The organism is Gordonia sp. PP30, assembly GCF_023100845.1.
Classification (GTDB): Bacteria; Actinomycetota; Actinomycetes; order Mycobacteriales; family Mycobacteriaceae; genus Gordonia.
In genome coordinates this window covers 704,009-728,061 of the sequence record NZ_CP095864.1, presented here as the reverse complement: position 1 = coordinate 728,061, position 24,053 = coordinate 704,009, and the positions used below count along the sequence as shown (strand labels likewise).

The following is a 24,053-nucleotide window of genomic DNA, read 5'->3' as shown; positions in this document are numbered from 1 at the left end:
TGCGTTATCCTGAGGTAGGAGCAGAACTATCCACCATCGGCCGGCAAAGGGGGGTCCGCGATGAGCGATGATGTGTTCGACGCACGCGGTCTTGTGGCCGGCCTGTCGCCCGCCGAGTTGATGGCGGTCAGTGCGGCGGTTGAGGAATCGCTGGCCGAGACGCCGTTGGGCGCCCTGTCGGAGGATGGTCTGCTGGATCTGCTCGAATCGCGGGAGCAGGCCCGCCGGAAAGGTGTCGGGGTCGATGCGGCGCTGCTGGTGGAGATCTCCGACCGCGGCGCCTGCCGGCGCGCCGGATACAACACCATGCACCAACTCCTCACCCAGGGACTACGTATCGGGGAAGGCGAATCCCGGCGGCGCCGGGTGGTAGCGGCCTCGATCGGCCGGTTCACCGCCATGACCGGCGAGCGTCTCGATCCGAAGTTCCCGGCGACCGCGGCCGCGGTCGCTGACGGTGCGATCGGTGAGACGCACGTGTCGGTGATCGAGGAAGTGATGGACAAAATCCCCACCTCGGTCGACCCGGATGACAGGGTGAAGGCTGAGGCCATGCTCGCTGACGCCGCCCGCACCCTCAACCCGGGTGGGGTGACGATGGCCGGCAACCGGATCCTGGCCCACCTCGACCCCGACGGGACCCTCGCCGGCGATGAGGACCGGCAGCGGCAAGCGAAGTTCCGGTTGTCCGCCCAGGACCGGCAACTCATGAGCGCGGTCCAGGCCCGCCTGACGCCGCAGTTGCGGGCGGAGTTCGAGGTCGTGTTCGTCCAGTGGGCCGCTCCCGGCATGAACAACCCCGACGATCCGGACTCCCCGCACGGGGCGGCCGATCAGCCCGGCCTGGACCCCGCGGTCCTGGCTGCCGCGGCCGAGCGCGATGACCGGCTGCTGGGGCGCCGCCAGCACGACGCGTTGCTGGCACTACTCGCCTGGGTCAATGCCCAGAACACCCACGCGCGCCCGGAGAGTCTGCGCAATCAGATCGTGGTCACCGTGACCGATGAGGACCTGGCCCGCCACGCCGGGATCGCCTGGACCACCACTGGCACCCGGATTCCGGTGTCAGATCTGGTGAAGATCGCCGCGAACGCCGTGCCGTACCTGGCCGTGTTCGCCAAGGCCACCGGGCAGCCCCTCTACCTCGGCCGCGCCCACCGCCTCGCCTCCCGCGCGCAACGCTTGGCGTTGTTCGCCCGCGATCGCGGCTGTACCGCGCCGGGCTGTACCCGGCCGTTCGCCCAGTGCGAGATGCACCACATGCCCGACTGGCAGCACGGCGGCCCCACCGACGCCGATCACCTCGGCGGGGCCTGCGGCACACACAACCGGTGGAACGGCAAACAACCCGGAACCTGGGAATCGACGGTTCTCACCGACGGCCCCGACAAAGGCCGCGTCGGCTGGCGGCCCGCCGGACGCACCGGGCCGTGGATCATCAACCCCCTGTTCCACCCCGACAAACTCCGCACCGGCCCAGACACCCCCGCCGAAGACCGCAGTCCGCCACCGACCGTGAACCACCGGCTCGGCGACACCGGCGCGCAGGCCGGGGGCCCTGGCGTCGAGGCTCCTCGCCCCAAGAGGCTCGTCACACCTCAACCGGCGGACGCCACAGACACCACCAGTTCCGGCGTCGAACACCTCCTCGAACAGCACCTGGCCGCCTGACCACCACCAAAGTGGCCGGGCCGCCAGGGCGTGCACGCTCACCCGAGAGCGACTCGACGCATCGGCAGCAGTCACGAGCACCGCCGCTGCCCGCGAACGCCGCCATGTCCATCACCGACACCGGGAATCACTCATCTAGGTGTACTTCCCCGTGAGGTTGTGAACGCGGGCTGAGGGGACGAGGCCGCCGATCCCGGTGTGGGGTCGGTGGTGATTGTAGTGGTGCAGCCAGTGCTGGTAGGCCGCTGCGCGTTCGGTGTCACTGGTGTACGGGGCGGCGTAGGCCCATTCGGCGGCCAGCGTCCGGTTGAAGCGTTCGACTTTCCCGTTGGTCTGGGGCCGGTACGGCCTGGTCCGCTTGTGCTTGATACTCGGGCCCAGGGCCGCGGCGAACACACGCGAGCGGTAGCAGGATCCGTTATCGGTCATCACCGCGGTCACGGTGACTCCGATCTCGGCGAAGAACGCGTTGGCCCGTTCCCAGAACCCTGCCGCGGTCTCCTTGCGTTCGTCATCGAGGATCTCCGAATACGCCACGCGCGAGTGGTCATCGACAGCGTGGTGCAGGTACCGGTAGCCCCGCGATCCTGCTGCGCCGCCGCGGGCAGCCTGGTCACGGTGCCGCCCGGCTCTGAGGTCCTGGGCCGAGCCGCGTCCATGGACCCGCCATCCGCCGCCGTCAGGGATTCGGCCGAGTTTCTTGATGTCGACATGGACCAGCCGGCCGGGACGGTCGACTTCGTACCTCTTGGGCGCGGGCCGGCGCACCGGCAGCCCGGTGGCCTGGTCCAGGTGCGCCAGCGGCGGCATCCGGTACCGAGTCAGGACCCTGCCCACGGTCGAACGCGGAAGCCGCAGGTGGTAGGCGATGCGGTGTGGTCCCCAGCGGCGAGTGAACCGCAGACCGATGATCCGCCGCTCGGTGCGCCGGTTCAGACGCGTCGGACAGGTCTGGGGACGGGAACTACGGTCGGTCAACTCCTGACCGGCGCGGTACCGGTCGGCCCATCGCTTGGCCGTGGCCAGGGAAACCTGGAACCGCTGCGCTGCCCGCCGCAGCGGCCAACCGTCCTCGACGATCAGCACCGCCAGGCGTCGTCTGCCCTCCGGCGTCAAGGGTGCGTTAGCGTGGACCATGAAGACCTCCGTGGCTTGATGTCAGTGTGGTAACCCACATCCTGCCCGGAGGTCTTCACTTCACCTCAGATGTTCACAACGTGTCGGGGAAGTACATCTAGGCCGGCCAAAATGTCGGGACTCGCGCGGCTAGGGCTGCCGATCACCGCGCGCAGCATACCTACTGACATGCCTACCGTCTGCGCCATCCTCGTAGGCATGAAATCGCACGGTCACCAGCGCCGGGCACCTGTCTGGGCGAGAATCGACCACATGGCCACCAGGGATGAACGGATGGGGGCGTTCGACGCCGTCATGTTCGGCATCGAGGGCGACCCGTTGCTCCGGTCGGGAATCGTCGCCGTCATCGTGCTCGAATCGCCGCCCGACCGGGATCGGGTCGTCGAGCGCACCGAACGGCTGACCCGGCTGTTCCCTCGCCTGCGCCAGCGCGCGGTCGGGAATCCGCTGTCCCCGGCGCCGCCGCGGTGGGAGACCGACCCCAACTTCGACCCCGACTATCACATCCGCTGGCGGCGCCTGCCCGACGGCGACGACGACCTCACCGGCGCCCTCGCCTTCGCGGCGCGGATGGGCGAACAGGACTTCGACAAGTCGCGCCCGCTCTGGGAGATCGCCATCCTCACCGGTCTGGACGACGGCCGGGCCGCGGTGATCTTCAAGATCCACCACAGCGTCGCCGACGGTATGGGCGGCCTGGCGCTCGGCGCGGCGCTGTTCGACGTGGCCCCCGACCCCGGCGATCTGGGCGCGCTGCCACCCGCGCCGGAGCCGGCACCGGCAGGTCTGACCGATCGGTTCCGGCAGGCCGCCGCGTTCGAGATCGACGCGCTGACCGAGGTGGTCACCGGTGCCGCCCGGTCCAGCGCGACGGGTGCGGCCGCCCTGGTGCGCGACCCGTTCGGCTCGACGCGGACGGCCTGGCACACCGCGTCGTCGGCGGCGGCGATGCTGGCTCCGCAGAGCGAGCCGCTGTCCCCGCTGATGTCCGGGCGGTCGCTGGCCTGCGTGTTCACCGTGATCGACGTTCCGCTGGCCCCGCTCAAGGCGGCGGCCGACGCCGCCGGGGTGACGCTGAACGTCGTCTTCATCGCCGCGGTCGCCGACGCGGTCGGCGCCTATCACCGCGCCCACGGCACCGAACTGCCCGGATTCCGGGTCAACATGCCGATCAGCCAGCGCCGTCCCGGCGACGAGGCGATCGGCAACCACTGGGTACCCGCACGGTTCGTCGTGCCGTGCGGACAGACCGGCGCCGCCGAACGGCTCCGCCGGCTGCACGGCGTGGTCGACGACGCTCGCACCGATCCGGCGCTCGGCCTGTCCGAGATCATCTACAAAGCGCTGGCGCTGCTGCCCGCGCCGGTCACCGAACGCCTGGCCGGAATGCTGATGAAGGGCGTCGACGTGGCCGCGACCAACGTCCCGGGGCCACCGGTCCCGATCTACCTGTGCGGTTCCCGGGTCACCATGATGGTGCCGTTCGCACCGAAGTCTGGCGCCGCGGTGAACGTCGCGCTGTTCACCTACGACGGCACGGCGCTGCTCGGGGTCAACACCGATCCCGCGGCCGTCCCCGATCCCGGCGAGTTCACCCGCTACCTCGCCGAGGCCGTCTCTCGGTATTCCTCCCCCGCCGGCTGAGCTCCCTCGCCGGCTGAGTTCCCTCGCCGGCTGAGCTCGTCGAAGCCCTCACACCTCGCCGGCGAACAGCAGGACGAGCAGCAGCAGGTTGAGGACGACGATGACGACGCCCGCGACGGCGGACGCCAGTTGCAGCGGGCGCCCGTCGGCGAAGCCGCCCATCCGGCGCGGGTCGCGGGTGAACCGGCGCAGCGGCAGCAGCGCGAACGGGATCCCGAAGCTCAGCACGGCCTGGGAGACGATCAGCGCCATCGTCGGGTCCACGCCGGCCGCCAGGATCGCGATCGCCGGCACCAGCGTGGCGCTGCGCCGCGCCACCATCGGGATGCTGCGGCGCAGCAGCCCGGCCATGATCGCGCCGCCGGCATAGGAGCCGACCGACGTCGACGCGATGCCCGAGGCCAGCAGACCGATCGCGAAGAGCGCGGCCACCACCGGCCCGAGTGCGTCGGAGACCGCGGCGTGGGCGCCCTCGATGCTGTCGGTGCCCTCGCGCCCGGACAGGCTGGTCGCGGCCAGCACCAGCAGCGCGATGTTCACCGTGCCCGCGACCACCAGGGCCAGCACCACGTCGTACCGGGTGGCGCGGAGCAGTCGGCGCACGCGGGCCGGGTCACCGTCGTGCCCGTGCCGGTCGATCACCAGCGAGGAGTGCAGGTAGATCGCGTGCGGCATCACGGTGGCGCCGAGCATGGAGGCCGCCAGCAGAACCGTCTCGCCGCCGTCGAGGCGCGGGATCATGCCGTTGAGCAGGCCGCCGACCTCCGGCGGGTTCACCAGCAGACCGCTGAGGAAGCCGAGCACGATCACCGCGAGCAGGCCCATGATGACCACCTCGAACCTCCGCTGCCGGGCCGGGTTGGCCAGCGTCAGCAGCGCCATCGAGACGCCGCCGACGATCACCCCGCCGATCCACAGCGGCAGCCCGAAGAGCAGTTTGAGAGCGATCGCACCGCCGACCACCTCGGCCAGGTCGGTGGCCGCGGCGACCACCTCGGCCTGCGCCCAGAAGGCCAGTCGCGCGCGGCGACCGGGCAGCGCCTCGCCGAGCGTCTGCGGCAGGGTGCGGCCGGTCACCACGCCGAGCTTGGCCGACTGGTACTGGATCATCACCGCGATCACGTTCGCCACCACCAGCACCCACACCAGCAGGTAGCCGTACTTGGCGCCGGCGGTGAGGTTGGCCGCGACGTTGCCGGGATCGACGTAGGCGATCGCCGCCACGAACGCCGGCCCGAGCAACCTCGACACCGAGCGTGGCACAGCGGTCGGTGTCGTCACCCTGGTCATGTTTTAAGGGTAGACGACTCTTCAAGTTCGGCCAACCGAACTATCGAGTGTGGTTCAGCACTTTCTCCAGCGGGCCGACGGCGAGCAGCAGGAGCAGCGGCCAGCTTCCGGACCCGGGTACCAAGATCGTGACGACCAGCGCGATCACCATCACCGCGACGGTGATCCCGCCACCCCTGTTCGCGACGAAACGGCGGCGGGCGTCACCCTCCACGAGCAGCCCGGGGTGATGGCGGCCCCAGGCGTAGATCGCCGACAGCGACGCCGACGCGATCGTCAAGATCACCACGTACAGGACATTCGAACCGGCGACCGGGCGAGCGCTCCCGAGTTCGGTGGAGAACGGCAGCAGCACGATCATCAGCAGCCAGAGCAGATGGAGGAAGACCGTTACCCCGTCGTAGCGCTCGAAGTACTCGGCCATCCGATGGTGATGCCACCAGAACCAGGCGATCACCGCGAAGCTGATCAGCACGCTGATCACCAGCGCCGAGTGGTCATCGAGGAAGTCCCAGGCACTCGCCGCCTCGGTGTCGCCGGCCGCGTCGGTCAGCGGCAGCACCAGCAGGGTGAGAGCGATCGCGACCACCGCGTCACTGAAGGCGACCAGCCGCCGCCAGCCCTCGATGGTGCGCTGCACGTCTCCCGCGTCGTCGGCCATAGCCCGAACGGTAGCCCCCAGGCCGATCGGGAGGGGTCCACATCGCCGATCGAGACGCGGTCTCACATGCCGGCCGTCATCGAGCGGCTACAGCCACTCGTCGCCGCCGGTCCAGGTCAGGAAGTCGTCGAGGTGTTCCTGGGCCGGTGTGACCCGCGGGCGTTCGGTGGACAGGTAGCCGCCCCGGTAGAACAGCAGCGGTTTGTCCTGCAACACCTCGCCGAGGGTCTGGGCACGGCCGACGACGATGCAGTGATCCCCACCGTCTAGGACGTTCTCGATGGTGCACTCCACCCAGGTGAGACAGTGCCGGATCACCGGCAGACCGAGCGGCGACGCATCCCACTGCACGCCGGCGAACTTGTCCTCGCCGGGAGCACCGAACTTCGCGCTCACCTCCTGCTGCCGGTGCGCGAGCACGTTCACGCAGAACGCTCCGCGCGCCTCGATCAGCGGCCACGTCCGGGAGGTCTTCATCGGGCAGAAGATCACCAGCGGCGGATCCAGGGAGAGCGCCGCGAACGACTGGCACGCGAAGCCGACGGGCACGTCGTCGCGCATGGTCGTGATGATGGTGACGCCCGTGCAGAACTGGCCCATCGCGGTGCGGAACTGCCGCGAGTCGAAGTCGGCGGTGCCGTAGGGCGAGAGCGGCGCCACGACTCAGCCCTGCAGCCCGATGGTGAAGTCGTGCCCCCACAGGCTGACCGCGGTCGATTCGCGCGCGATCCACGCATCGTCGTCCACTTGCCTGCCCTCGCAGCCGAATTCGATGTCGAAGCCGCCCGGGGTCTTCATGTAGAAGCTGAGCATCAGGTCGTTGACATGGCGGCCGAGGGTCGCCGACATGGGCACCTTGCGGCGCAGCGCACGGTCGTGGCAGAGCCCGACGTCGTCGGCGGTCTCCACCTCCACCATCAGGTGCACGATGCCGGTGCTGTTCGGGATCGGCAGGAAGGCCAGCGAATGGTGCCGCGGGTTGCAGCCGAAGAAGCGCAGCCACGCCGGCTCCTCGCCCGCCGCGCGGCCGACCACCTGCGGTGGCAGCCGCATCGAGTCGCGCAGCCGGAAGCCGAGGACGTCGCGGTAGAAGGCCAGCGAGGCGGCGTCATCGCTGGTGGTGAGCACGACGTGACCGAGTCCCTGCTCGCCGGTGACGAAGCGATGCCCATACGGGCTGGCCACGCGCCGATGCTGCAGCGCGACCCCGTGGAAGGCCTCCAGGACATTGCCGTCCGGGTCGGCGAAGACCACCAGGCCGTCGACCGCGCGATCGGCCTTCTCCTCGGGCGTACCCTCCCGGAATTCCACGCCCGCGCCCGTCAGCCGATCGCGGACCTGTTGCAGCGCTTCAGCGTTCGCGCACTCCCAGCCCGACGCCGCGAGATGGTCGCGGTCGGACGGCACGATCACCAGGCGCGCCGGGAAGTCGTCCATCCGGAGGTACAGCGCGCCCGGAATCGATCCGCGTCCCTCCACCATGCCCAGCACCTTCAGGCCGTACTCGCGCCACGCGTCGACGTCGGTGGCGTCGATCCGCATGTAGCCGAGGGACCGGATCGGGCTCAGATCGTCACTCATCGGCCGCCTCACACCATCGTGTCGCCGATGGGCAGCCCGAACTCCCCGTTGCCGTAGGCCACGTAGGCCCGCTCGGGGTCGTTGGCCGCGTGCACGCGACCGGCGTGCGCGTCGCGCCAGAAGCGCTGGATGGGCGTGCCGTTCTCCAGCGCGTGCGCACCGGAGTTCTCGAAGAGCCGGTCGATGGCCGAGATGGCCCGGCCGGTGGCCCGCACCTGGTCGCGCCGGGCGGCCAGCCGCAGGTCCATCGGGATCTCCTCACCGGCGAGGATCAGGTCGTACTCGGTCTGCAGGTTCCCCGACAGCTGCCGCCAGGCGGCGTCGATGTCGCTGGCCGCCTCGGCGATCCGGACCTTGGCGAACGGATCGTCCTTCGACTTCTCCCCGGCGTAGGCGGCGCGGACGCGCTTGCCCTGGTGCTCCACATGCGCCTGATAGGCGCCGTAGGCCATGCCGACGATGGGCGTCGAGATGGTGCTCGGGTGGATGGTGCCCCACGGCATCCGGTAGACCGGTGCGGTGTTGCGTTCCAGGCCGGGCGCCTCGCCCATGCTCATGGTGCGGAAGCTCAGCATGCGGTGCCGCGGCACGAAGACATCCTTGACGTCGATCGTGTTGGAACCGGTGCCGCGCAGGCCGACGACGTTCCACACGTCGCGGATGGTGTAGTCCTCGCGCGGGATCAGGAAGCTGACGAAGTCGACCGGCTTGCCGTCCTTGAAGACCGGGCCGCCGAGCACCGCCCATTCGGCGATGTCGCAGCCCGACGACCACGCCCACGACCCGTTGACCACGTAACCGCCGTCGACCACCTCGCCGGCGCCCATCGGCGCGTACGACGACGAGATGCGCACCGCCGGATCGTCACCCCAGACGTCCTCCTGCGCCTGCTGGTCGAACAGCGCGAGGTGCCAGTTGTGGATGCCGATGATGCCGGCCACCCAGCCGGTGGACCCGCACGCCGAGGCGAGCCGGCGGACGGCCTCGTAGAAGGTGACCGGATCCACCTCGTATCCGCCCCACTGCGCGGGCTGCATGAGCCGGAAGAAGCCGGTCTCGGCGAGCAGCTCGGCCACCTCGTCGGGCACCCGCCGGGCATCCTCGGTCGACTGGGCGCGCTGCTCCAGCTCGGGCAGCAGCGCGTTGATCTTGTCCAGAACCTGCCGGCCGGCTTCGCTTCGCTGAGCTCCCATGGCCTCTCCAATCTCGTTGCGTACGGGGGTCGCTGATTCAATATTAGAACACGTTCTCATTCTGATGTGGAACGTGTTCTACTATTGGAGTCGACAGAGCTGTTCGTAGGAGGCGACCGACCATGACTGCGACCCCCAGTGGTGTCCGGGAGATCGATACCGGTAACCCGCCGAGCCGTTTCGCGCGCGGCTGGCACTGCATCGGCCTGGTGGACCAGTACACCGACGGCAAGCCGCACTCGCTGGAGATCTTCGGCACCAAGATCGTCGTGTGGGCCGATTCGGCGGGCGAGGTGAAGGCACTCGACGCCTACTGCCGCCACATGGGCGCCGATCTCGCGCAGGGCACGGTGCGCGGCGACAACATCGCCTGCCCGTTCCACGGCTGGCAGTGGAACGGCAAGGGCCGCTGCGCTCAGGTGCCGTACGCCAAGCGGAACCCGAAACTGGCCAAGACCCGCCCCTGGCCGACGATGATCCGCAACGGCCAGGTGTTCGTCTACAACGACCCCGAGGGCAACCCGCCGCCGGAGGACTGCGTGATCCCCGAGGTGGCCGAGTTCGGGTCGGACCAGTGGACGTCGTGGACGTGGAACACGCTGGTCATCGAGGGCTCCAACTGCCGGGAGATCATCGACAACGTGGTCGACATGGCGCACTTCTTCTACGTCCACTACGCGCTGCCCGACTACTTCAAGAACGTCTTCGAGGGCCAGACCGCGGCCCAGTACATGAACAGCCACGGCCGTCCGGACGTCGGGATCTCCACCGCCTACGGCGACACCCGGCTGGAGTCGATCGCGGCGTATTACGGGCCGTCGTACATGCTCAACCCGATGGTGCAGTACTACGGCGAGTACGCCGTCGAGACCATCCTGACCAACTGCCACTACCCGATCGACGCGAACTCGTTCGTCCTGATGTTCGGCGTGATGGCGAAGATCCCCGAGGGACTCTCGCCCGAGCAGGCCGACAAGATGGCGAAGAAGATCACCGCGGGCATCGAGGTCGGCTTCCTGCAGGACGTCGAGATATGGAAGCACAAGACCCGCATCGACAATCCGCTGCTGGTCGAGGAGGACGGCCCGGTCTATCAGCTGCGACGCTGGTACGAGCAGTTCTACGTCGACGTCGACGAGGTGACCGACGAGATGACCGCCCGCTTCGAGTACGAGATCGACACCTCGAAGGCACTGGAGAACTGGAACATCGAGGTGCAGGAGAATCTGCGGCGCCAGGCCGAGGAGAGGGCCGCGCGCGAAGCGGCGAGCGCCCCCGAGAACACCACGGTCTGATGGCCGCCGCCTCGGACCGCCCCCTGAGCTTGTCGAAGGGCTGGGCCAAGGCGCCGGACTACACCGGGGATCCGGCGCGCCTGGCCGCCATCGCGACGGCCACCGCCCGGGACAAGCGGCACTACCTGCGCGGCGGCCTGACCGAACTGGAATGCCGCGCGTGCCACGGCTGCGTGCTGGTGAAGAAGACCAGTCCGCACCACACGAGCGTGCAGTGGACCGATGACGCCCTCGCCCGCTGCCCGGAGATCGCCGAGATCCGCGCCGGCGGCGGCAATCCCGCCCTGCTGCCGACCTGTCCCCGACTGTCCGCGTCGATCGATCACGGCGTCGCCGAGGGCATCGTGCCGCCGCGCTCCCCCGCCGCCGACCCCGACGGGTACTGGTGACACCGCCGGAGCAATCTGTCGCGGATCGTGTCGGGGCCGAAATCCGTCGCGGATCCGCTGGGAGATCCGGCAAGATCCGCGACGGAAATCCTCGCCCGACAGAATCCGCGACAGATCGACGCCGGAGCACCAGTCGGCCGCACGCCCGGCGCTAGTCCGCTTCGGAGACGACCTCCGCGACGAACGCACCGACCCGGCGCCGCAATTCGGCGATCTGCGACTCCCGGATCGCGTCGAGGTCGGTGCCCTTGTGGTAGGCGGGCGGGAGCTTGCGGACGTTCCGGTTGCACCCGAACGACTCGCAGACCAGCACCCCGACGCTGTCACCACGGCGGCCGCGCGCACCCACCCGGCGCGCGGTGTAGAGGACGGCATCCTCGTCGACGTCCACATCCCGGCACCAGGCGCACATCACGCGGCGGGGCGACTTCGCCATGGACCGGTTGAGGATGAGCGCAACGGGACCGTCGTCGTGCGGCACCACGAGGTACGCCCGGCGGGGCGCCTTCCGGTCCCGCCAGGCGTAGAACTCCCGGCGCTCGAAGTCCACCCGGTCGAAGTCGAGCGGGAAGCTCACCCGGTCCAGTTCACTCTTGGTGGCGCCGCGGAACGCGGCGAGGATCTGCTCTTGCGTCAGTGACTGCATAGGCCGTCCATCGTAGTCGCGCAGACGGAGGTGAACGACAGTCGACGGATCGCGGCAAGCCCTTTCGCGCCGGCCCGCGCCGGTGGAGGATGGACCCCATGACTGCTTACTCCGCACCCGTCGGCGCTCCCATCTGGTTCGACCTGTCGACCACCGATCCGCTCACCGCGGCGTCGTTCTACAACGAGCTCTTCGGCTGGGATGCGGAGGTCGCGTCTGAGGAGTTCGGCGGCTACCAGAACTTCACCCTGAACGGGAAGCGCGTGGCCGGGATGATGCCGTACATGCCCGAGGGCGGCGGTCCGGAGAACGTCTGGTCGGTCTATCTGCGCACCGACGATGCGGCGGCCACCTCCGAGGCGGTGAAGCAGGCCGGCGGGCACGTGATCGTCGAGCCGATGAAGGTGGGCGACGAGGGCACCATGGCCGTGTTCATCGACCCGGCGGGCGCGGCGATCGGCGCGTGGCAGTCGGACAAGCACACCGGCTTCGCCGAGTGGGGCGTACCGGGCGCCCCGTACTGGTTCGAGAACCTCTCCACCGATCAGCCCGCGGCCGTGCCGTTCTACGAGAAGGTCTTCGGGGCGCGGCCGCAGGTCGTGGAAGGGGCGCCGGGCAACTACACGCAGTACTTCTGGGGCGACACGTCGTACGGCGCCACCATGAACGCAGCCGGCATGCTGCCCGAGGGCACACCGTCGTACTGGGGCATCTACATCACGGTCGACGACGTCGAAGCGACCCTCCAGAAAGCGGTGGATCTCGGCGGCGGCATCGTGATGGGCCCGGACGTGACGCCGTGGGGCACGCTCGCCGCCATCACCGACCCGCTCGGCGCGATCATCAGCCTCGGCAAGGCGCCCGAGGGCATGTAGCGGGCCTCGGCTACCCCTGGAACACGTTCTCGTTTATGCTCGCATACTGGAACGTGTTCTAGTTTGTGGCGGCCCGGCCGCCCACAGGAGGAAAGCCGATGACGCAGGCAGCCGAGACCGTGGACGTCGTGGTGGTGGGTGCCGGGGGCGCCGGCCTGGCCGCCGCGCTCACCGCCGCCACCGAGGGCCTGCGGACGGTCCTGATCGAGAAGTCGCCGTACTGGGGCGGTTCCACGTCCCGTTCCGGCGGCGGCGTCTGGATCCCCAACAATTCGGTGCTGCGCCGCGACGGTGTGACCGACACCGTCGAGGCCGCCCGCACGTACGTCCACGCGATCATCGGCGAGCACGCGCCCGCCGAGCGGATCGACACCTACATCGATCGCGGACCCGAGGCGCTTGACTACCTGATGGCGCACGCGCCGCTCGACCTCGAGTGGGTCAAGGACTACTCCGACTACTACCCGGAGGCCCCCGGCGGGCGGGTCGGCGGCCGCTCGGTGGAGCCGCGGCCGTTCGATGCACGACGCCTCGGCGCCGACCTGGACACGCTGCACCCGCAGTACACCAAGGCACCGCTCAACATGGTGGTGCTGCAGAGCGACTACAAGTGGATGAACGTCGGCCTGCGGCACTGGCGCGGCGCGGCCAAGATGGCGAAGGTCGCCGGGCGATTCACCTGGTCCAAGAGCCGCCACAAGAAGATGATCGCGATGGGCGCCGCGCTGGCCGCCGAGTTGCTGCTGGGCTGTCGTGAGGCCGGGGTCGACCTCCGGCTGAACACGCCGATGACCGGGCTGATCGTCGAAGGCGGGAAGGTCGTGGGAGTGCGGACCACCCACGACGACGAGCCGCTGGAACTGCGCGCGCGGTTCGGCGTGATCCTGACCAGCGGCGGCTTCGAGCACAACGCGGAGATGCGCGTCGAGTACCAGCGCGCACCGATCGGCACCGAGTGGACCACCGGGGCGCCGTCGAACACCGGCGACGGCATCCGCGCGGCGCAGGCGGCCGGGGCGGGCCTCTCACTGATGGACGACGCCTGGTGGGGCCCGACCATCCCGCTGCCCAAGGGACCGTGGTTCGCGCTGTCCGAGCGCAGCGTGCCCGGCACGTTCATGGTCAACGAGCGGGGCGAACGATTCATGAACGAGTCGCTTCCCTATGTCGAGGCCGTGCACCAGATGTACGGCGGCGAATTCGGGCAGGGCGCCGGCGCCGGCGCGAACATCCCGGCGTGGCTGGTGATGGATCAGCGTTGCCGCAACCGCTATCTGTTCGCCGGAATACCCGCCCGGCAACCGCTGCCCAAGCGCTGGCTGGAGTCGGGCGTGGTGGTCAAGGCGGGTACCGTCAGCGAACTGGCCGCCAAGATGGGCGTTCCGGCCGACACACTGGCCGCCACCACCGAACGCTTCAACCGGTTCGCGCACACCGGCGTCGACGACGACTTCGGCCGCGGGAAGAGCGGGTACGACAACTACTACGGCGACCCCACCAACAAGCCGAACCCGAATCTGGGTCCGGTCGACCGTGCGCCGTTCTACGCGGTCAAGATGGTGCCGGGCGACCTGGGAACAAAGGGCGGGATCGACACGGACGCGGCCGGTCGTGCCCTGCGCGCCGACGGCACCGTGATCGACGGTCTCTACGCCGCGGGAAACACCAGTGCCCCGGTGATGGGTCACACGTATGCCGGGCCCGGCGCGACCATCGGGCCGGCGATGGTGTTCGGCTACCTGGCCGCCCTCGACGTCGCGGCGCGGGCGCGGCGCAAGCCCGCCGCCCCGGACACCTCCGACGCGGCCGTGGGGGCGTAGCGCCATGCCGATCGATCCCACCGTCGCCGTCGGCGCCGAACTCGGCGCGACCACCTTCTCCTGGACCCCGCGGGAGGTGGCGCTCTACAACCTGGCCGTCGGCGCCGCCGCCGATCCGATGGACACCGGCGGCCTGGGCTACGTCGACGACACCGAGCCCAAGGTGCTGCCGACCTTCGCCACCGTGGCGGCGACCTTCCTCGCCACCGAGCCGCCGAAGGTCCGCTTCCCCGGCGTCGACATCGACCTCGCCAAGGTGGTGCACGGCAGCCAGGAGGTTCGGGTGCACCGGCCGCTTCCCGCATGCGGAACGGCCACCACCCGCACCCGGATCGCGGAGGTCCAGGACAAGGGTTCGGCGGCGGTGATCGTGCAGGAGTCGGAGACCGTCGACGACGCGGGCGTCCCGCTGTGGACGGCGCGCAGTTCGATCTTCGCCAAGGGTGAGGGCGGCTTCGGTGGGGAACGCGGGACGTCGAGGCGGGTGTCGTATCCCGAGCGCGACCCCGATCACGACCTGCTCGTTCCGACGCTGCCGCAGCAGGCCCTGCTCTACCGCCTGTGCGGCGACCGGAATCCGCTGCACAGCGATCCGTCATTCGCCGCGGCGGCCGGATTTCCGCGGCCGATCCTGCACGGGCTCTGCACGCACGGCACGGTGTGCCGGGCGCTGATCGACGACGTCTTCGGCGGTGACCCGGCCTCGGTCGGCGCGTTCTCGGCGAGTTTCGCCGGGGTGGTGTTCCCCGGCGAGACGCTCCGGATCCGCGCCTGGGAGGATGGCAACCGACTGCTGGCGACCGCGTCGATCGTCGAACGCGACGACGCGCCCGCGCTGGGCGATGTGGTGGTGCAGCGGTCGTCCTGAGAAGAGTTCCCACGCCTGGAAAGGGCCGCCCGCATGTCTTCGCTCGCTCCCCTGCTCACCGACCGCGCCGCCGTCTCGAACGATCTCGCGGAGGTGATCGACGCCCAGGTCAAGGCGCAGACGGGGATGTCGGGCACCGCGGTGAAGGGCGCCTACGCGGCGGCCCGGAAGTTCAAGCCGGGGATCGTCGTCGCGGCGACGTCGGCCATGCTGCCCGACTTCCTGGATGCGCTGTCGCCGCTGTGGGATTCCCGGCCGGCCGGAACGTCGTTCGGCGCCCATCTCGCGGCCCGTTCCGACGAGGCGAGTGAGGCACTGCTCGCGGTGACCGACCGCCAGGCGCAGACCGCTCCGGCGGCCCTCGCGAAGGCCTACAAGAGCCTGCGCGGCAAGGCCAAGACCTACGTGGCGCAGGCGCTGGTGCCGGTGGGCGACGTGATCGAGCGTCACGCCGCCGGGGCCTGAGCGGCCCGATCGGTCAGGCGGCGCCGGCGAGGATGATCAGGATGACGGCCAGGAGACCGGCGAGCATGGTCAACAGGGCGACCACTCGCCAGACGTGGAGCCGGACCGGAGCCAAGTCGGTGACGGATGCTCGGGAGGGTGCGACGTGCTGAGTAGCCATGACGGTTCACTTTCGGTTGGACGCGGCGTGAGCCCGTGCAACCACTGTGACACAAGTTACGAAAGTTTCAGGTGAGGAGCGTTATGCGTGTCGGGACGTGGAGCCTTCGGACCATCTGGCTGATTCTGGTCGCCTGTTTCGCCGTCAGTCTGGTGGTGGCGGCGATGGCCGCGCTGAACACCGCCCTGCCCGACATCGCCCGTGACGTGCACGCGTCCAGCTCGGACATGACCTGGATCATCGATGGATACACGCTGGTCCTGGCCGCACTGCTGCTACCGGCCGGCGCCCTCGGTGACCGTTTCGGCCGCCGCGGCATCCTGATGATCGGCCTGGTGATCTTCGGCTTCGCGTCGCTGGCCGCGGTCTGGGTCGACACCCCCACCGCGCTGATCCTCACCCGCTGCGCGGCCGGGGTGGGCGCCGCGCTGATCATGCCGACCACGCTGTCGCTGATCACCGCGGGCGTGCCACGCGAGCAGCGGGCGATCGGGGTGTCGGTCTGGGCCGCGGTGGCCGGTATCGGCGCCATCCTCGGCTTCTTCGTCACCGGCGTGCTGCTTATGTTCTTCAGCTGGCATTCGGTGTTCATCGCCTTCGCGATCTCGGCCGCCGGCACCCTGGCCCTGACCTTCACCGTCGGCAGTTCCAAGGACGACGATCCCGGCTCGTTCGACGTCCTCGGCTCGCTCACCTCGGTGCTCGCGGTGGCGGGCGTCGTCTTCGGACTGCTCGAAGCACCGACGCGCGGGTGGAGCGATCCGCTGGTGCTGGTCGCCCTGATCGGCGGCGTGGTGCTCGGCGGGCTGTTCATCGTGATCGAACGACGCCGGACGTCACCGCTGCTCGACGTCGGACTGTTCCGCAACCGCGCCTTCGCGTCCGGTTCGCTGTCGGTGGCGCTGCAGTTCTTCGCGTCGTTCGGCGTCTTCTATCTGATCCTGCTGCTGCTCCAGCTGATCTACGGCTACTCCCCGCTGCGGTCGGCGTTCGCGCTGATTCCGATGGTCGTGGGCGTCGGAGTCTTCGCGCTGCTGGGCAACTGGGTGGCGGTGCGTTTCCACTCGCTGCGCTTCGTGCTGGCGGCCGGAATCGCCATCGCCGGCGCCGGGGTGCTGGCGATCGGCATCGTCGACCCGGACGTCTACTGGAAGCTCGCGATCATGCTCGGCGTGTGCGCGGTCGGGATCGGGCTGGCGACCGCGCCGTCGACCACCGCCATCATGTCGAACACGCCGCTGGAGAAGCAGGGCGTCGGCTCGGCCGTCAACGACACCGCGCGGGAACTCGGCGCCGCGATCGGTATCGCCCTCGCCGGCAGCCTGGTTGCCGCCGGATATGCGAGCCGTATCGGGCCGACCGCCGATGCCGCCCACCGGCAGATCGCCGCACTCGATCCGGCGTCCGCGGATGGCGCCGCCGACGGGATCCGCCGCTCGCTGGCCGGGGCAGTCGCGGTGAGCGACCAGCTGCCGCCGCAGGCCGCACCCCTCGCCGACTTCATCCGCACCGGCGCCGAGAACTCCTTCCTGCCGCCGATGCAGCAGGCCTGCCTGGTGCTCGGCGGCATTCTGCTGGCGGGCGCGGTCTTCCTGGGGTGGTTCGCTCCGCGGCAGGTGATCGCCACGGAGCCCGAACCCGCCGCCGGGCCGGAGCTCGTCGCGGGATCGCCCGTCGGCGACTCGCCGTAGAATCGTCGAGTGCTGGCCGTCCCACTTCTCGCGGCGGTCATCGTCGCCGCTGTCGCTGCACGCCGGTTCTCGCCCGCGTGGATCGCGGTGCCCGCCGCCGGGCTGGTGGTGGTCACCGGGATGGCATCCTGGCGGGCCGCGGCCGACGAACTCGTCTTTCTCGGTCCCACCCTCGGTTTCCTCGCCGCCATGCTGGTGGTGGCTCAGGTCTGCGCGCGGACCGGGGTGTTCATCTGGGTGGGCGCGGCGATGGCACGGCTGGGCCGGGGATCCCCGGTGCGGCTGCTGCAAGCGGTGTTCGCGGTCGCCGCGGCGACCACCGCCACGCTCTCGCTCGACACGACGATCGTGCTGTTGACGCCGGTGGTCGTGCTCGCCGCGTATCGCACCGGTGCCCGGATCGCGGCGCCCAGCGCGGCCACCGCACACCTGGCGAACTCGGCGTCGACCCTCCTGCCGGTGTCGAATCTGACCAACCTGCTCGCCTTCGGCGTGATCGGCGTCGGTTTCGCCGAGTTCGCCGGCCTGATGGCGCTGCCGTGGCTCGTCGCGATCGGCGTCGAGTACGCCGCGTTCCGCTGGTTCTTCCGCGGGCGGCTGGGCGACGGCGCCGTCGCGCCTGACACCGGGGATCCGCCAGCCCGCGCGCCGCGGGCCGCGCTGATCGGTCTCGGTCTGCTTCTCGTCGCGTTCGTGGCGGCCGGTCCGCTCCACCTGCCGCTCGCGGCGGTCGCCGGGGCGGGAGCGCTGGTGATGGTGCTGCCGTCGCTGCTGCGCTCGCCGGTCCGGACCGCCACCGAGACCGTTCGCGCGGCGAACATCCCGTTCCTGCTGTTCGTGGCGGCGCTCGGCGTCGTCGTGCTGCCGGTGCGCGAAGGGCCGGCCGGCCACGCGCTGGCTGGGCTGGTGCCCTCCGGCAGCGGTTTCCTCGCCCTGCTGGGCGTCGCGGCGCTGGCCGCGGTGGCCGCGAACCTGTTCAACAATCTCCCGGCGGTGCTGCTCCTGCTGCCGGTGGTCGCCGACCGCCCGGGCATGGCGCTCGCGATGCTGCTCGGGGTCAACATCGGGCCGAACCTCACCTACTTCGGGTCGCTGGCGAACCTGTTGTGGCGCGAGATGACGCACCGGGCCGGCGCGCGGCCGTCGGCCCGGCAGTACACGGCGCTCGGTCTGCTCACCGTGCCGCCGGCGCTGGTGTGCTCGGTCGCCGCACTCTGGCTCGCCCTGCACTGGGCGTGAGCTCGCCAGTTCGGTCGGCCCGGTTCCGGCCACACCCCGATAGGCCCTGAGTCTCGTTCAGCGCTGTCCGGCCCGCCGGGCGAAGTGCGACGCCTGGCCCTGAGCATGCGACGACACGCGGCCGAAGGAAGGAGCCTCGACGCCGAAGTACCCGTAGCCGGGCGTGGCTTCGACGCGGACTCACTTCGTTCGCCCGGCTCAGCCGGCGCACCAAGTCGCAGGATGAGGTGCGACGAGCCGCTAGGCGAGGAGCCTCGAAGCCGAAGTCGTTGTCGGTGGTCTTGTCGGGGCCGGAATGCCAGGCACGTTGTGGCAGTGCGGTTCTGTGCACGCCGGGTGGCCTGACCGCCGGGTGGGTGGTCAGGCTGCCAGGTGCTGACGCAGGAGGCGTTCGACGCCGGATTCGGTAGCGGCATCGACGTCGCCCGAGGTGCGGGAGTCGGGTGGATCGGTGTGGCCGAGTCGGTGATTGAGCACCGGCGGCGGTGTGCGCTCGGCCTCCGGGACATCCAGGCCCGTGCGGATCTTGTCCGGATGGAACAGCGGGTTGACGATCCACGGTCCGTCCGCGCCGACGGGCCGCCATGCCATGCGGCCCTTGTCGGGGCCGTCGGTGAGGACGGTCGATTCCCAGTCGCCGGGATTCTTCCCGTGTGCGCGGTTGTGTTTGCCGCAGGCACCGCCCATCTGGTCGATGTCGGTGGTGCCACCGTCCTGCCATTCCGGCGCGTGGTGGACCTCGCATTGACTGAACGGCCGGGTACAGCCCGGGGCGGTGCACCCGCGGTCACGAGCGAACAGCGCCAGGCGCTGCGCGCGGGAGGCGAGGCGATGGGCCCGGCCGAGGTAGAGGACCTGTCCGGTCGCCGTGGAAAAGACGGCGAGCCAGGGCACGCAGTCGGCGGCGGTCTTCACCAGGTCGCTGACCGGCATGCGGGTGCCGGTGGTGGTCCAGGCGACACCGGCCTGCCGGGCGAGGTCTTCGTCGGTCACCGAGACCACGACCTGGTTGCGCAGACTCTTCGGCCGCGCGTGCGCGCGCCTAGGCGTTGACCCACTGCAACATCGCCAGTAGGGCGTCGTGCTGCCGCTGGCCGAGCAGGCGATCGTCGCGCTCGGCGGCGGCAGCCAGCACCGCTGGATCCAGGCCGGGCTGATCGGCGGACCCGAAGGGTGAATCGGGGTCGTCGGGATTGTTCATCCCGGGGGCGGCCCAGAGGGTGAACATCACCTCGAACTCGGCCCGCAACTGCGGGGCCAGGCGGGCCTGGATGGCGGACATCATCTGCCGGTCCTGCGGCGAGAGCCGGAACTTGCGTTGCCGTTGGCGTTCCTTGTCGTCAGCGAGGGTGCCGTCTGGATCGAGGTGGGCGAGGATTCGGTTCCCGACGGTCATCAGCGCACTCGGAGGCAAAGTCCGGGCCGCACCGGCCAACAGTTCTTCGGCCTTGTCCCGCGCCGCCAGATCGACCGCACGCGGAATTCGGTCCATCACCTCATCGATCACCACCACATGCGCTTCACCGATCGCACCCTCGCTGACCGCGGCGGCGGTGCAGGGGAAGGCGGGTTCACGGCGTTCACCGGTCATCTCGGTGAATCGACCGATCGAGGCGGCGGCGACCCGGCGGCGCCGCGATTCACCGTCACCCAAGCGCAGGGCACCGGTGTAGAGCTGGTGCATCGTGTTGTATCCGGCCCGGGTGTATGCGCCCCGGTCTGAGATCTCCACGTACAGGGCGGCGTCGACGGCCGCGCCTTTGCGGCGGGCCTCCTCCCGGGCACCCAGCAGAGCCAGAAGACCATCCTCAGACAAGGCGGCGAGCGGGGCATCGGCGAGACGTTCCTCGATCGCCCCGAGCATCGCAACGAGATCGGCGGGCGACAGTCCATCCAGGCGGCCGTCGGCGTCGAAGGCGTCGGCATCATCGTTCACCACGACCCCCTTTCCGCTGGTCAAACTGCATTTCCCTCCCTGTTCCCAGAATAACTCACACCGTATTGTGCACGCAATATATGCCTAGAACTTACTTTCGAGTACCGTTCCAGTGAGATCGCTGATGGGTGGTTGTCAGAACGTCGAGGCATACTGCAAGCCGTGAAACGGACAATCATCGCAGCCACGGCTACGCTCACTCTGTTCCTCACCGGATGCTCATCGACCGACGACGCCGCCCCGCCGGCGGGCGAATCGTCGGCACCGGCGGCAGCCGAATCATCGGCACCCAAGGCGGATGAATCGTCAGCACAGGCGGCGGAACGGATCAAGGCAGACGTACCGTCGGTCACCCATATCGTCGAGATCACCGAGGACAACGACGGTAACGACCTGATCGGCAGGCCGAACGGGTACAGCGCGGCGACGGTGCTGGTCGATCGCCGCACGAAGTGCGACGACGCCGAGAAGCCGGCTACCTCGTGCGGAGCGATGATCGAGCAATGGGCTTCCAAGTCCGACGCCGAGAAGCGGAAGAAGTACATCGACGACATCCTCAAGGCCTCGCCGATGCTCGGTTCCGAGTACTCGACCGTCAAGGGAAACCTGCTCCTACGCGTCACCGGCAAGCTGAAGCCTTCCGAAGCCGAGGCGTACCGAAAGGCCTTCCTGAACTAAGGCATGGTCGACGGCGTGGGTGGTCGTCGTACGCTCGACGCATGACGTTCGACGGTTTCCCCGAGGCCGCCCTCGACTTCTACGACGATCTCGAGATCGACAACTCGAAGGTCTTCTGGGAGGCGCACAAGGACACGTACGCCACGGCCGTGCGCGCGCCGATGACGGATCTGATGGCCGAACTGGCCGACGAGTTCGGCGCCGCGAAGATCTTTCGCCCCCACCGTGACGTGCGTTTCTCGAAGGACAAGACCCCGTACAAGACGCACCAGGGCGCCTTCATCGCGACCGCTCCGGCGACCGGCTACTACGCACACCTCGGGGCACCCGGCTTCCGCGTCGGCGGCGGCTTCTACGAGGCGAGCGCTGAACGACTCGCCGCACTCCGGGCCGCCATCGATCACGACCGCCACGGCGCCGAACTGGCGAAGATCCTCGGAAGACTCGAACGCGCCGGCTGGACCATCGGCGGCGATCGCCTCAAGACCGCCCCGCGCGGCTGGCCCAAGGATCATCCCCGCATCGAGCTGCTGCGCCATCGCTCGCTGACCGCGATGCGCGACTACGGCTTCGACGAGGTGATCCACACGCCGGGCCTGGTCGCCCGGGTCCGTGCCGACTGGCGTCAGGTGACCCCGCTGATCGACTGGGTCACCCGGCACGGATAGCGCCGCGCCGGCGGGTCAGCGGGCGATGTCGACGACGTGCACGGTCGGCGCACGACGCGGACCCCGCACGACGACGGCCACCGTGACGCCGACGGCGACGCCCAGCAGCGTGTCCAGGGTGCGTTCGACGATCATCCGGGCCGGGTCAGCCGGTGTCTCGAGTTCGCTCAGCAGCATGATCAGCGGCGTGAAGAAACCGATAGCCAGAGCGTAATGCCTGGTCATGAACAGTTCCGTCGGGAAGATCAGCAGCAGGATCAGCGCGACGAGCCCGGTGCTCCCCAGGTGCAGCGGCACCAGCGCCGCGGTGACGGCGAGCCCGACCAGCGTCCCGGCGATTCGGTGCCCGGCCCGGCGCAGCACCATCCGCAGCTCCGTCGACGACACGCTGCCACTCTCGATGGCCGCCAGCGGCACCGCGGCGGCGGCCATCGCCCAGTTGGCGTGCGCGAATCCGAACAGCAGGCCGATCGAGCCGGCGCCGCCCACCGCCAGCAGATAGCGCAGCGCGTGCACCCGGGCCGCTTGGACCTGTTCCCGGCCGACGGCGGGCGCCGGGTGCCCGGAGACCGGCGAGGTGTCCGTCCGGCGGCCGATCCGGCCGATCGCCGCGGCCAGCAGCGCGGTCCCGGCGCCGAGCGCGATCGCGATCTCCGGCCGTACGGTCGACGCGGGCACCAGAGCCGTCGCGCCGAGCGCGAAGATCGCGAAGAACGGCCCGGCCGGGCGCAGGCGCCACCGGTCGGCCAGCAGCGACGCGGCCCCGGCGAAGGTCGTCTCGACGATCACCAGGATCCATCCGGCGGCGTGCGCCTGCGACAGCGTGACGCCGATGACCATGCCGGCGCACAGCAGCGCACCACCGCGCAGCTGGGCGAGCGTCCGCGTCCGCCCGCGATCGGTCCGCCCGTACATGCCGGCGAACGATCCGAAGACCGCGTACACGAGCAGTTCGGGACGGCCGATCGCGAGCAGCACCACGCCCGGGATCGCCAGCGACGCGGCCACCCGCAGGGCATGCGTGTGATCCTCGCGGCCGGGCCGGTAGGCGTCGGGCACGCTCACGCGCATCGTCGTCACGCAGGAGTCCTTTCGTCGCTCTCCATGGTCGGGCACCCGGCGGCAGTACGTCCAACATCGAGCACCGTGCAGCCGATCGGCGGCGCCTATCGCCGCCGGTAGACGCCCGGTTCGGCGCCGTGCTACAACCGTCGAATGCTGTTCCGCCAGCTCGAGTACTTCGTCGCCCTCGCCGCCGAGCGCCATTTCGCACGCGCGGCGGCGGCCTGCGACGTGTCACAGCCCGCGCTGTCGGAGGCGATCCGCAAACTGGAACGCGAACTCGGTGTCCCGCTGGTGCGCCGCGGCCAGAACTTCGAGGGCCTCGCCACCGAGGGCGAACAGCTCGTCACCTGGGCGCGGCGTATCCTGGCCGACCGCGATGCGATGAACCTGGAGGCGGCGGCCTTTCGGACCGGGGTGAGCGGCGACCTCCGGCTCGGCGTGATCCCGGGCGCGGCGACCACGGTGGCCGCATTGGTCGACACCTTCTGCGCCGCTCATCCGCGCGCCCGGATCCGCCTCGACGCCGGACTGCGATCCGGGGAGATCGCCGAACGGGTCCGGCGCTTCGAGCTCGACGCCGGGCTCCTCTATCCGGACGGAGTCGACACCGCCGGGCTGGTGCTCACCACGCTCTACCGGGAACGACACGTCCTCGTCGGCACCGCCGGCCTGCTCGACGACGCCCCGCTCGACGACGACCCGGCCGGCCCGACGTGGTCCGGCGTCGCCGGACTGCCGCTGTGCCTGCTGCGACCCGGTATGCGCGGGCGCGATCTGGTCGACGAGGCCGCCGCGGCGCACGGCACCCGGCTGCGGCCGCGGGTCGAGACCGACTCGGTGGCGACCCTGATCGCCCTGACCGAGACCGGCCGATGGGCGTCGATCGTGCCGCACGCCTGGCTCAGCGCGCTGCCCTCGCCGGCCCGACTGCGCACCGTCGCCCTGCCGAGCGCCCTGGACGACGCCGCACCGCTCGGCGCCCGGGTCGCCCTGGTCCGGGCCGACACCGAACCGACGTCGGTGCTCACCGCCGCCTTCGAGTACGAGGCCCGGAACGCGGCCTGGACCGGCTGAGCGGTCC

Annotated in this window: 22 protein-coding genes and 1 pseudogene; 13 read left to right on the top strand and 10 right to left on the bottom strand. The window is 69.9% G+C overall.

What is annotated here, in order from left to right; translation table 11 throughout:
* Positions 1-60 precede the first annotated feature (60 nt).
* A complete protein-coding gene (locus MYK68_RS03315; RefSeq protein ID WP_247866305.1) occupies positions 61-1,671 on the top strand; it encodes an HNH endonuclease signature motif containing protein in 1,611 nt (536 codons plus the stop codon).
* A 135-nt stretch (positions 1,672-1,806) separates the two neighbouring features.
* Here MYK68_RS03315 and MYK68_RS03310 read toward each other — a convergent pair whose 3' ends face one another.
* Entirely contained in the window at positions 1,807-2,808 is a 1,002-nt protein-coding gene (locus tag MYK68_RS03310; RefSeq protein WP_247864463.1) for an IS481 family transposase, read from the bottom strand.
* Positions 2,809-3,060: 252 nt separating this feature from the next.
* On the opposite strand from MYK68_RS03310, the gene MYK68_RS03305 reads away from it, so the two are divergent.
* Positions 3,061-4,452: a wax ester/triacylglycerol synthase domain-containing protein gene (locus MYK68_RS03305; protein ID WP_247866304.1), complete on the top strand. Its 1,392-nt coding sequence runs from the start codon at positions 3,061-3,063 to the stop codon at positions 4,450-4,452.
* A gap of 48 nt (positions 4,453-4,500) precedes the next feature.
* Here MYK68_RS03305 and MYK68_RS03300 read toward each other — a convergent pair whose 3' ends face one another.
* From MYK68_RS03300 to hsaA, 5 genes are all read right to left on the bottom strand, one after another.
* Positions 4,501-5,742, bottom strand: a complete 1,242-nt coding sequence (locus tag MYK68_RS03300; RefSeq protein WP_247866303.1) for an Nramp family divalent metal transporter — start codon at positions 5,740-5,742, stop codon at positions 4,501-4,503.
* Between the two features lie 40 nt (positions 5,743-5,782).
* Positions 5,783-6,403 (bottom strand): TMEM175 family protein, encoded by a 621-nt coding sequence (locus MYK68_RS03295; protein ID WP_247866302.1) that lies wholly within the window; start codon positions 6,401-6,403, stop codon positions 5,783-5,785.
* 87 nt (positions 6,404-6,490) lie between these two features.
* On the bottom strand, positions 6,491-7,003 hold the full coding sequence (gene hsaB, locus MYK68_RS03290; RefSeq protein WP_247867911.1) for a 3-hydroxy-9,10-secoandrosta-1,3,5(10)-triene-9,17-dione monooxygenase reductase subunit: 513 nt from the start codon (positions 7,001-7,003) through the stop codon (positions 6,491-6,493).
* A 63-nt stretch (positions 7,004-7,066) separates the two neighbouring features.
* On the bottom strand, positions 7,067-7,984 hold the full coding sequence (gene hsaC, locus MYK68_RS03285) for an iron-dependent extradiol dioxygenase HsaC (RefSeq protein WP_247866301.1): 918 nt from the start codon (positions 7,982-7,984) through the stop codon (positions 7,067-7,069).
* 8 nt (positions 7,985-7,992) lie between these two features.
* Entirely contained in the window at positions 7,993-9,177 is a 1,185-nt protein-coding gene (gene hsaA / locus MYK68_RS03280; RefSeq protein WP_247866300.1) for a 3-hydroxy-9,10-secoandrosta-1,3,5(10)-triene-9,17-dione monooxygenase oxygenase subunit, read from the bottom strand.
* A 122-nt stretch (positions 9,178-9,299) separates the two neighbouring features.
* On the opposite strand from hsaA, the gene MYK68_RS03275 reads away from it, so the two are divergent.
* Positions 9,300-10,472: a 3-ketosteroid-9-alpha-monooxygenase, oxygenase component gene (locus MYK68_RS03275; protein WP_247866299.1), complete on the top strand. Its 1,173-nt coding sequence runs from the start codon at positions 9,300-9,302 to the stop codon at positions 10,470-10,472.
* On the top strand, positions 10,472-10,861 hold the full coding sequence (locus MYK68_RS03270; protein WP_247866298.1) for a hypothetical protein: 390 nt from the start codon (positions 10,472-10,474) through the stop codon (positions 10,859-10,861). Before MYK68_RS03275 ends, MYK68_RS03270 begins: the two co-directional genes overlap by 1 nt.
* Before the next feature lie 151 nt (positions 10,862-11,012).
* On the opposite strand, the gene MYK68_RS03265 is transcribed toward MYK68_RS03270, so the two are convergent.
* Positions 11,013-11,507: an FBP domain-containing protein gene (locus MYK68_RS03265; protein WP_247866297.1), complete on the bottom strand. Its 495-nt coding sequence runs from the start codon at positions 11,505-11,507 to the stop codon at positions 11,013-11,015.
* 98 nt (positions 11,508-11,605) lie between these two features.
* On the opposite strand from MYK68_RS03265, the gene MYK68_RS03260 reads away from it, so the two are divergent.
* From MYK68_RS03260 to MYK68_RS03245, 4 genes are all read left to right on the top strand, one after another.
* Positions 11,606-12,382, top strand: coding sequence for a VOC family protein (locus MYK68_RS03260; protein WP_247866296.1), 777 nt, complete (start codon positions 11,606-11,608; stop codon positions 12,380-12,382).
* 98 nt (positions 12,383-12,480) lie between these two features.
* Entirely contained in the window at positions 12,481-14,202 is a 1,722-nt protein-coding gene (gene kstD, locus MYK68_RS03255) for a 3-oxosteroid 1-dehydrogenase (RefSeq protein WP_247866295.1), read from the top strand.
* 4 nt (positions 14,203-14,206) lie between these two features.
* Positions 14,207-15,070, top strand: a complete 864-nt coding sequence (chsH3, locus tag MYK68_RS03250) for an enoyl-CoA hydratase ChsH3 (protein ID WP_247866294.1) — start codon at positions 14,207-14,209, stop codon at positions 15,068-15,070.
* A 33-nt stretch (positions 15,071-15,103) separates the two neighbouring features.
* Positions 15,104-15,535 (top strand): DUF6918 family protein, encoded by a 432-nt coding sequence (locus tag MYK68_RS03245; RefSeq protein ID WP_247866293.1) that lies wholly within the window; start codon positions 15,104-15,106, stop codon positions 15,533-15,535.
* Between the two features lie 13 nt (positions 15,536-15,548).
* Here MYK68_RS03245 and MYK68_RS03240 read toward each other — a convergent pair whose 3' ends face one another.
* Complete coding sequence (locus MYK68_RS03240; protein WP_247866292.1) at positions 15,549-15,695, bottom strand: hypothetical protein; 147 nt, start codon at positions 15,693-15,695, stop codon at positions 15,549-15,551.
* An 83-nt stretch (positions 15,696-15,778) separates the two neighbouring features.
* On the opposite strand from MYK68_RS03240, the gene MYK68_RS03235 reads away from it, so the two are divergent.
* Both MYK68_RS03235 and MYK68_RS03230 read left to right on the top strand, forming a co-directional pair.
* Positions 15,779-17,386: an MFS transporter gene (locus MYK68_RS03235; protein WP_247866291.1), complete on the top strand. Its 1,608-nt coding sequence runs from the start codon at positions 15,779-15,781 to the stop codon at positions 17,384-17,386.
* A 9-nt stretch (positions 17,387-17,395) separates the two neighbouring features.
* The gene (locus MYK68_RS03230) at positions 17,396-18,625 is read left to right on the top strand and encodes an SLC13 family permease (protein ID WP_247866290.1); all 1,230 of its coding nucleotides are present in this window, start codon (positions 17,396-17,398) and stop codon (positions 18,623-18,625) included.
* Between the two features lie 360 nt (positions 18,626-18,985).
* Here MYK68_RS03230 and MYK68_RS03225 read toward each other — a convergent pair.
* Positions 18,986-20,489: pseudogene (locus tag MYK68_RS03225) on the bottom strand (HNH endonuclease signature motif containing protein).
* Positions 20,490-20,693: 204 nt separating this feature from the next.
* Here MYK68_RS03225 and MYK68_RS03220 point away from each other — a divergent pair.
* Complete coding sequence (locus MYK68_RS03220) at positions 20,694-21,239, top strand: hypothetical protein (RefSeq protein WP_247866289.1); 546 nt, start codon at positions 20,694-20,696, stop codon at positions 21,237-21,239.
* Positions 21,240-21,280: 41 nt separating this feature from the next.
* Entirely contained in the window at positions 21,281-21,907 is a 627-nt protein-coding gene (locus tag MYK68_RS03215; RefSeq protein WP_247866288.1) for a DUF2461 domain-containing protein, read from the top strand.
* Positions 21,908-21,922: 15 nt separating this feature from the next.
* Here the strand turns inward: MYK68_RS03215 and MYK68_RS03210 are convergent, their stop codons facing one another.
* Positions 21,923-22,978, bottom strand: coding sequence for an FUSC family protein (locus tag MYK68_RS03210; protein WP_247867910.1), 1,056 nt, complete (start codon positions 22,976-22,978; stop codon positions 21,923-21,925).
* A gap of 144 nt (positions 22,979-23,122) precedes the next feature.
* Between MYK68_RS03210 and MYK68_RS03205 the strand changes: the two genes are divergently transcribed.
* A complete protein-coding gene (locus MYK68_RS03205; RefSeq protein ID WP_247866287.1) occupies positions 23,123-24,046 on the top strand; it encodes a LysR family transcriptional regulator in 924 nt (307 codons plus the stop codon).
* The last annotated feature ends 7 nt before the right edge of the window (positions 24,047-24,053 follow it).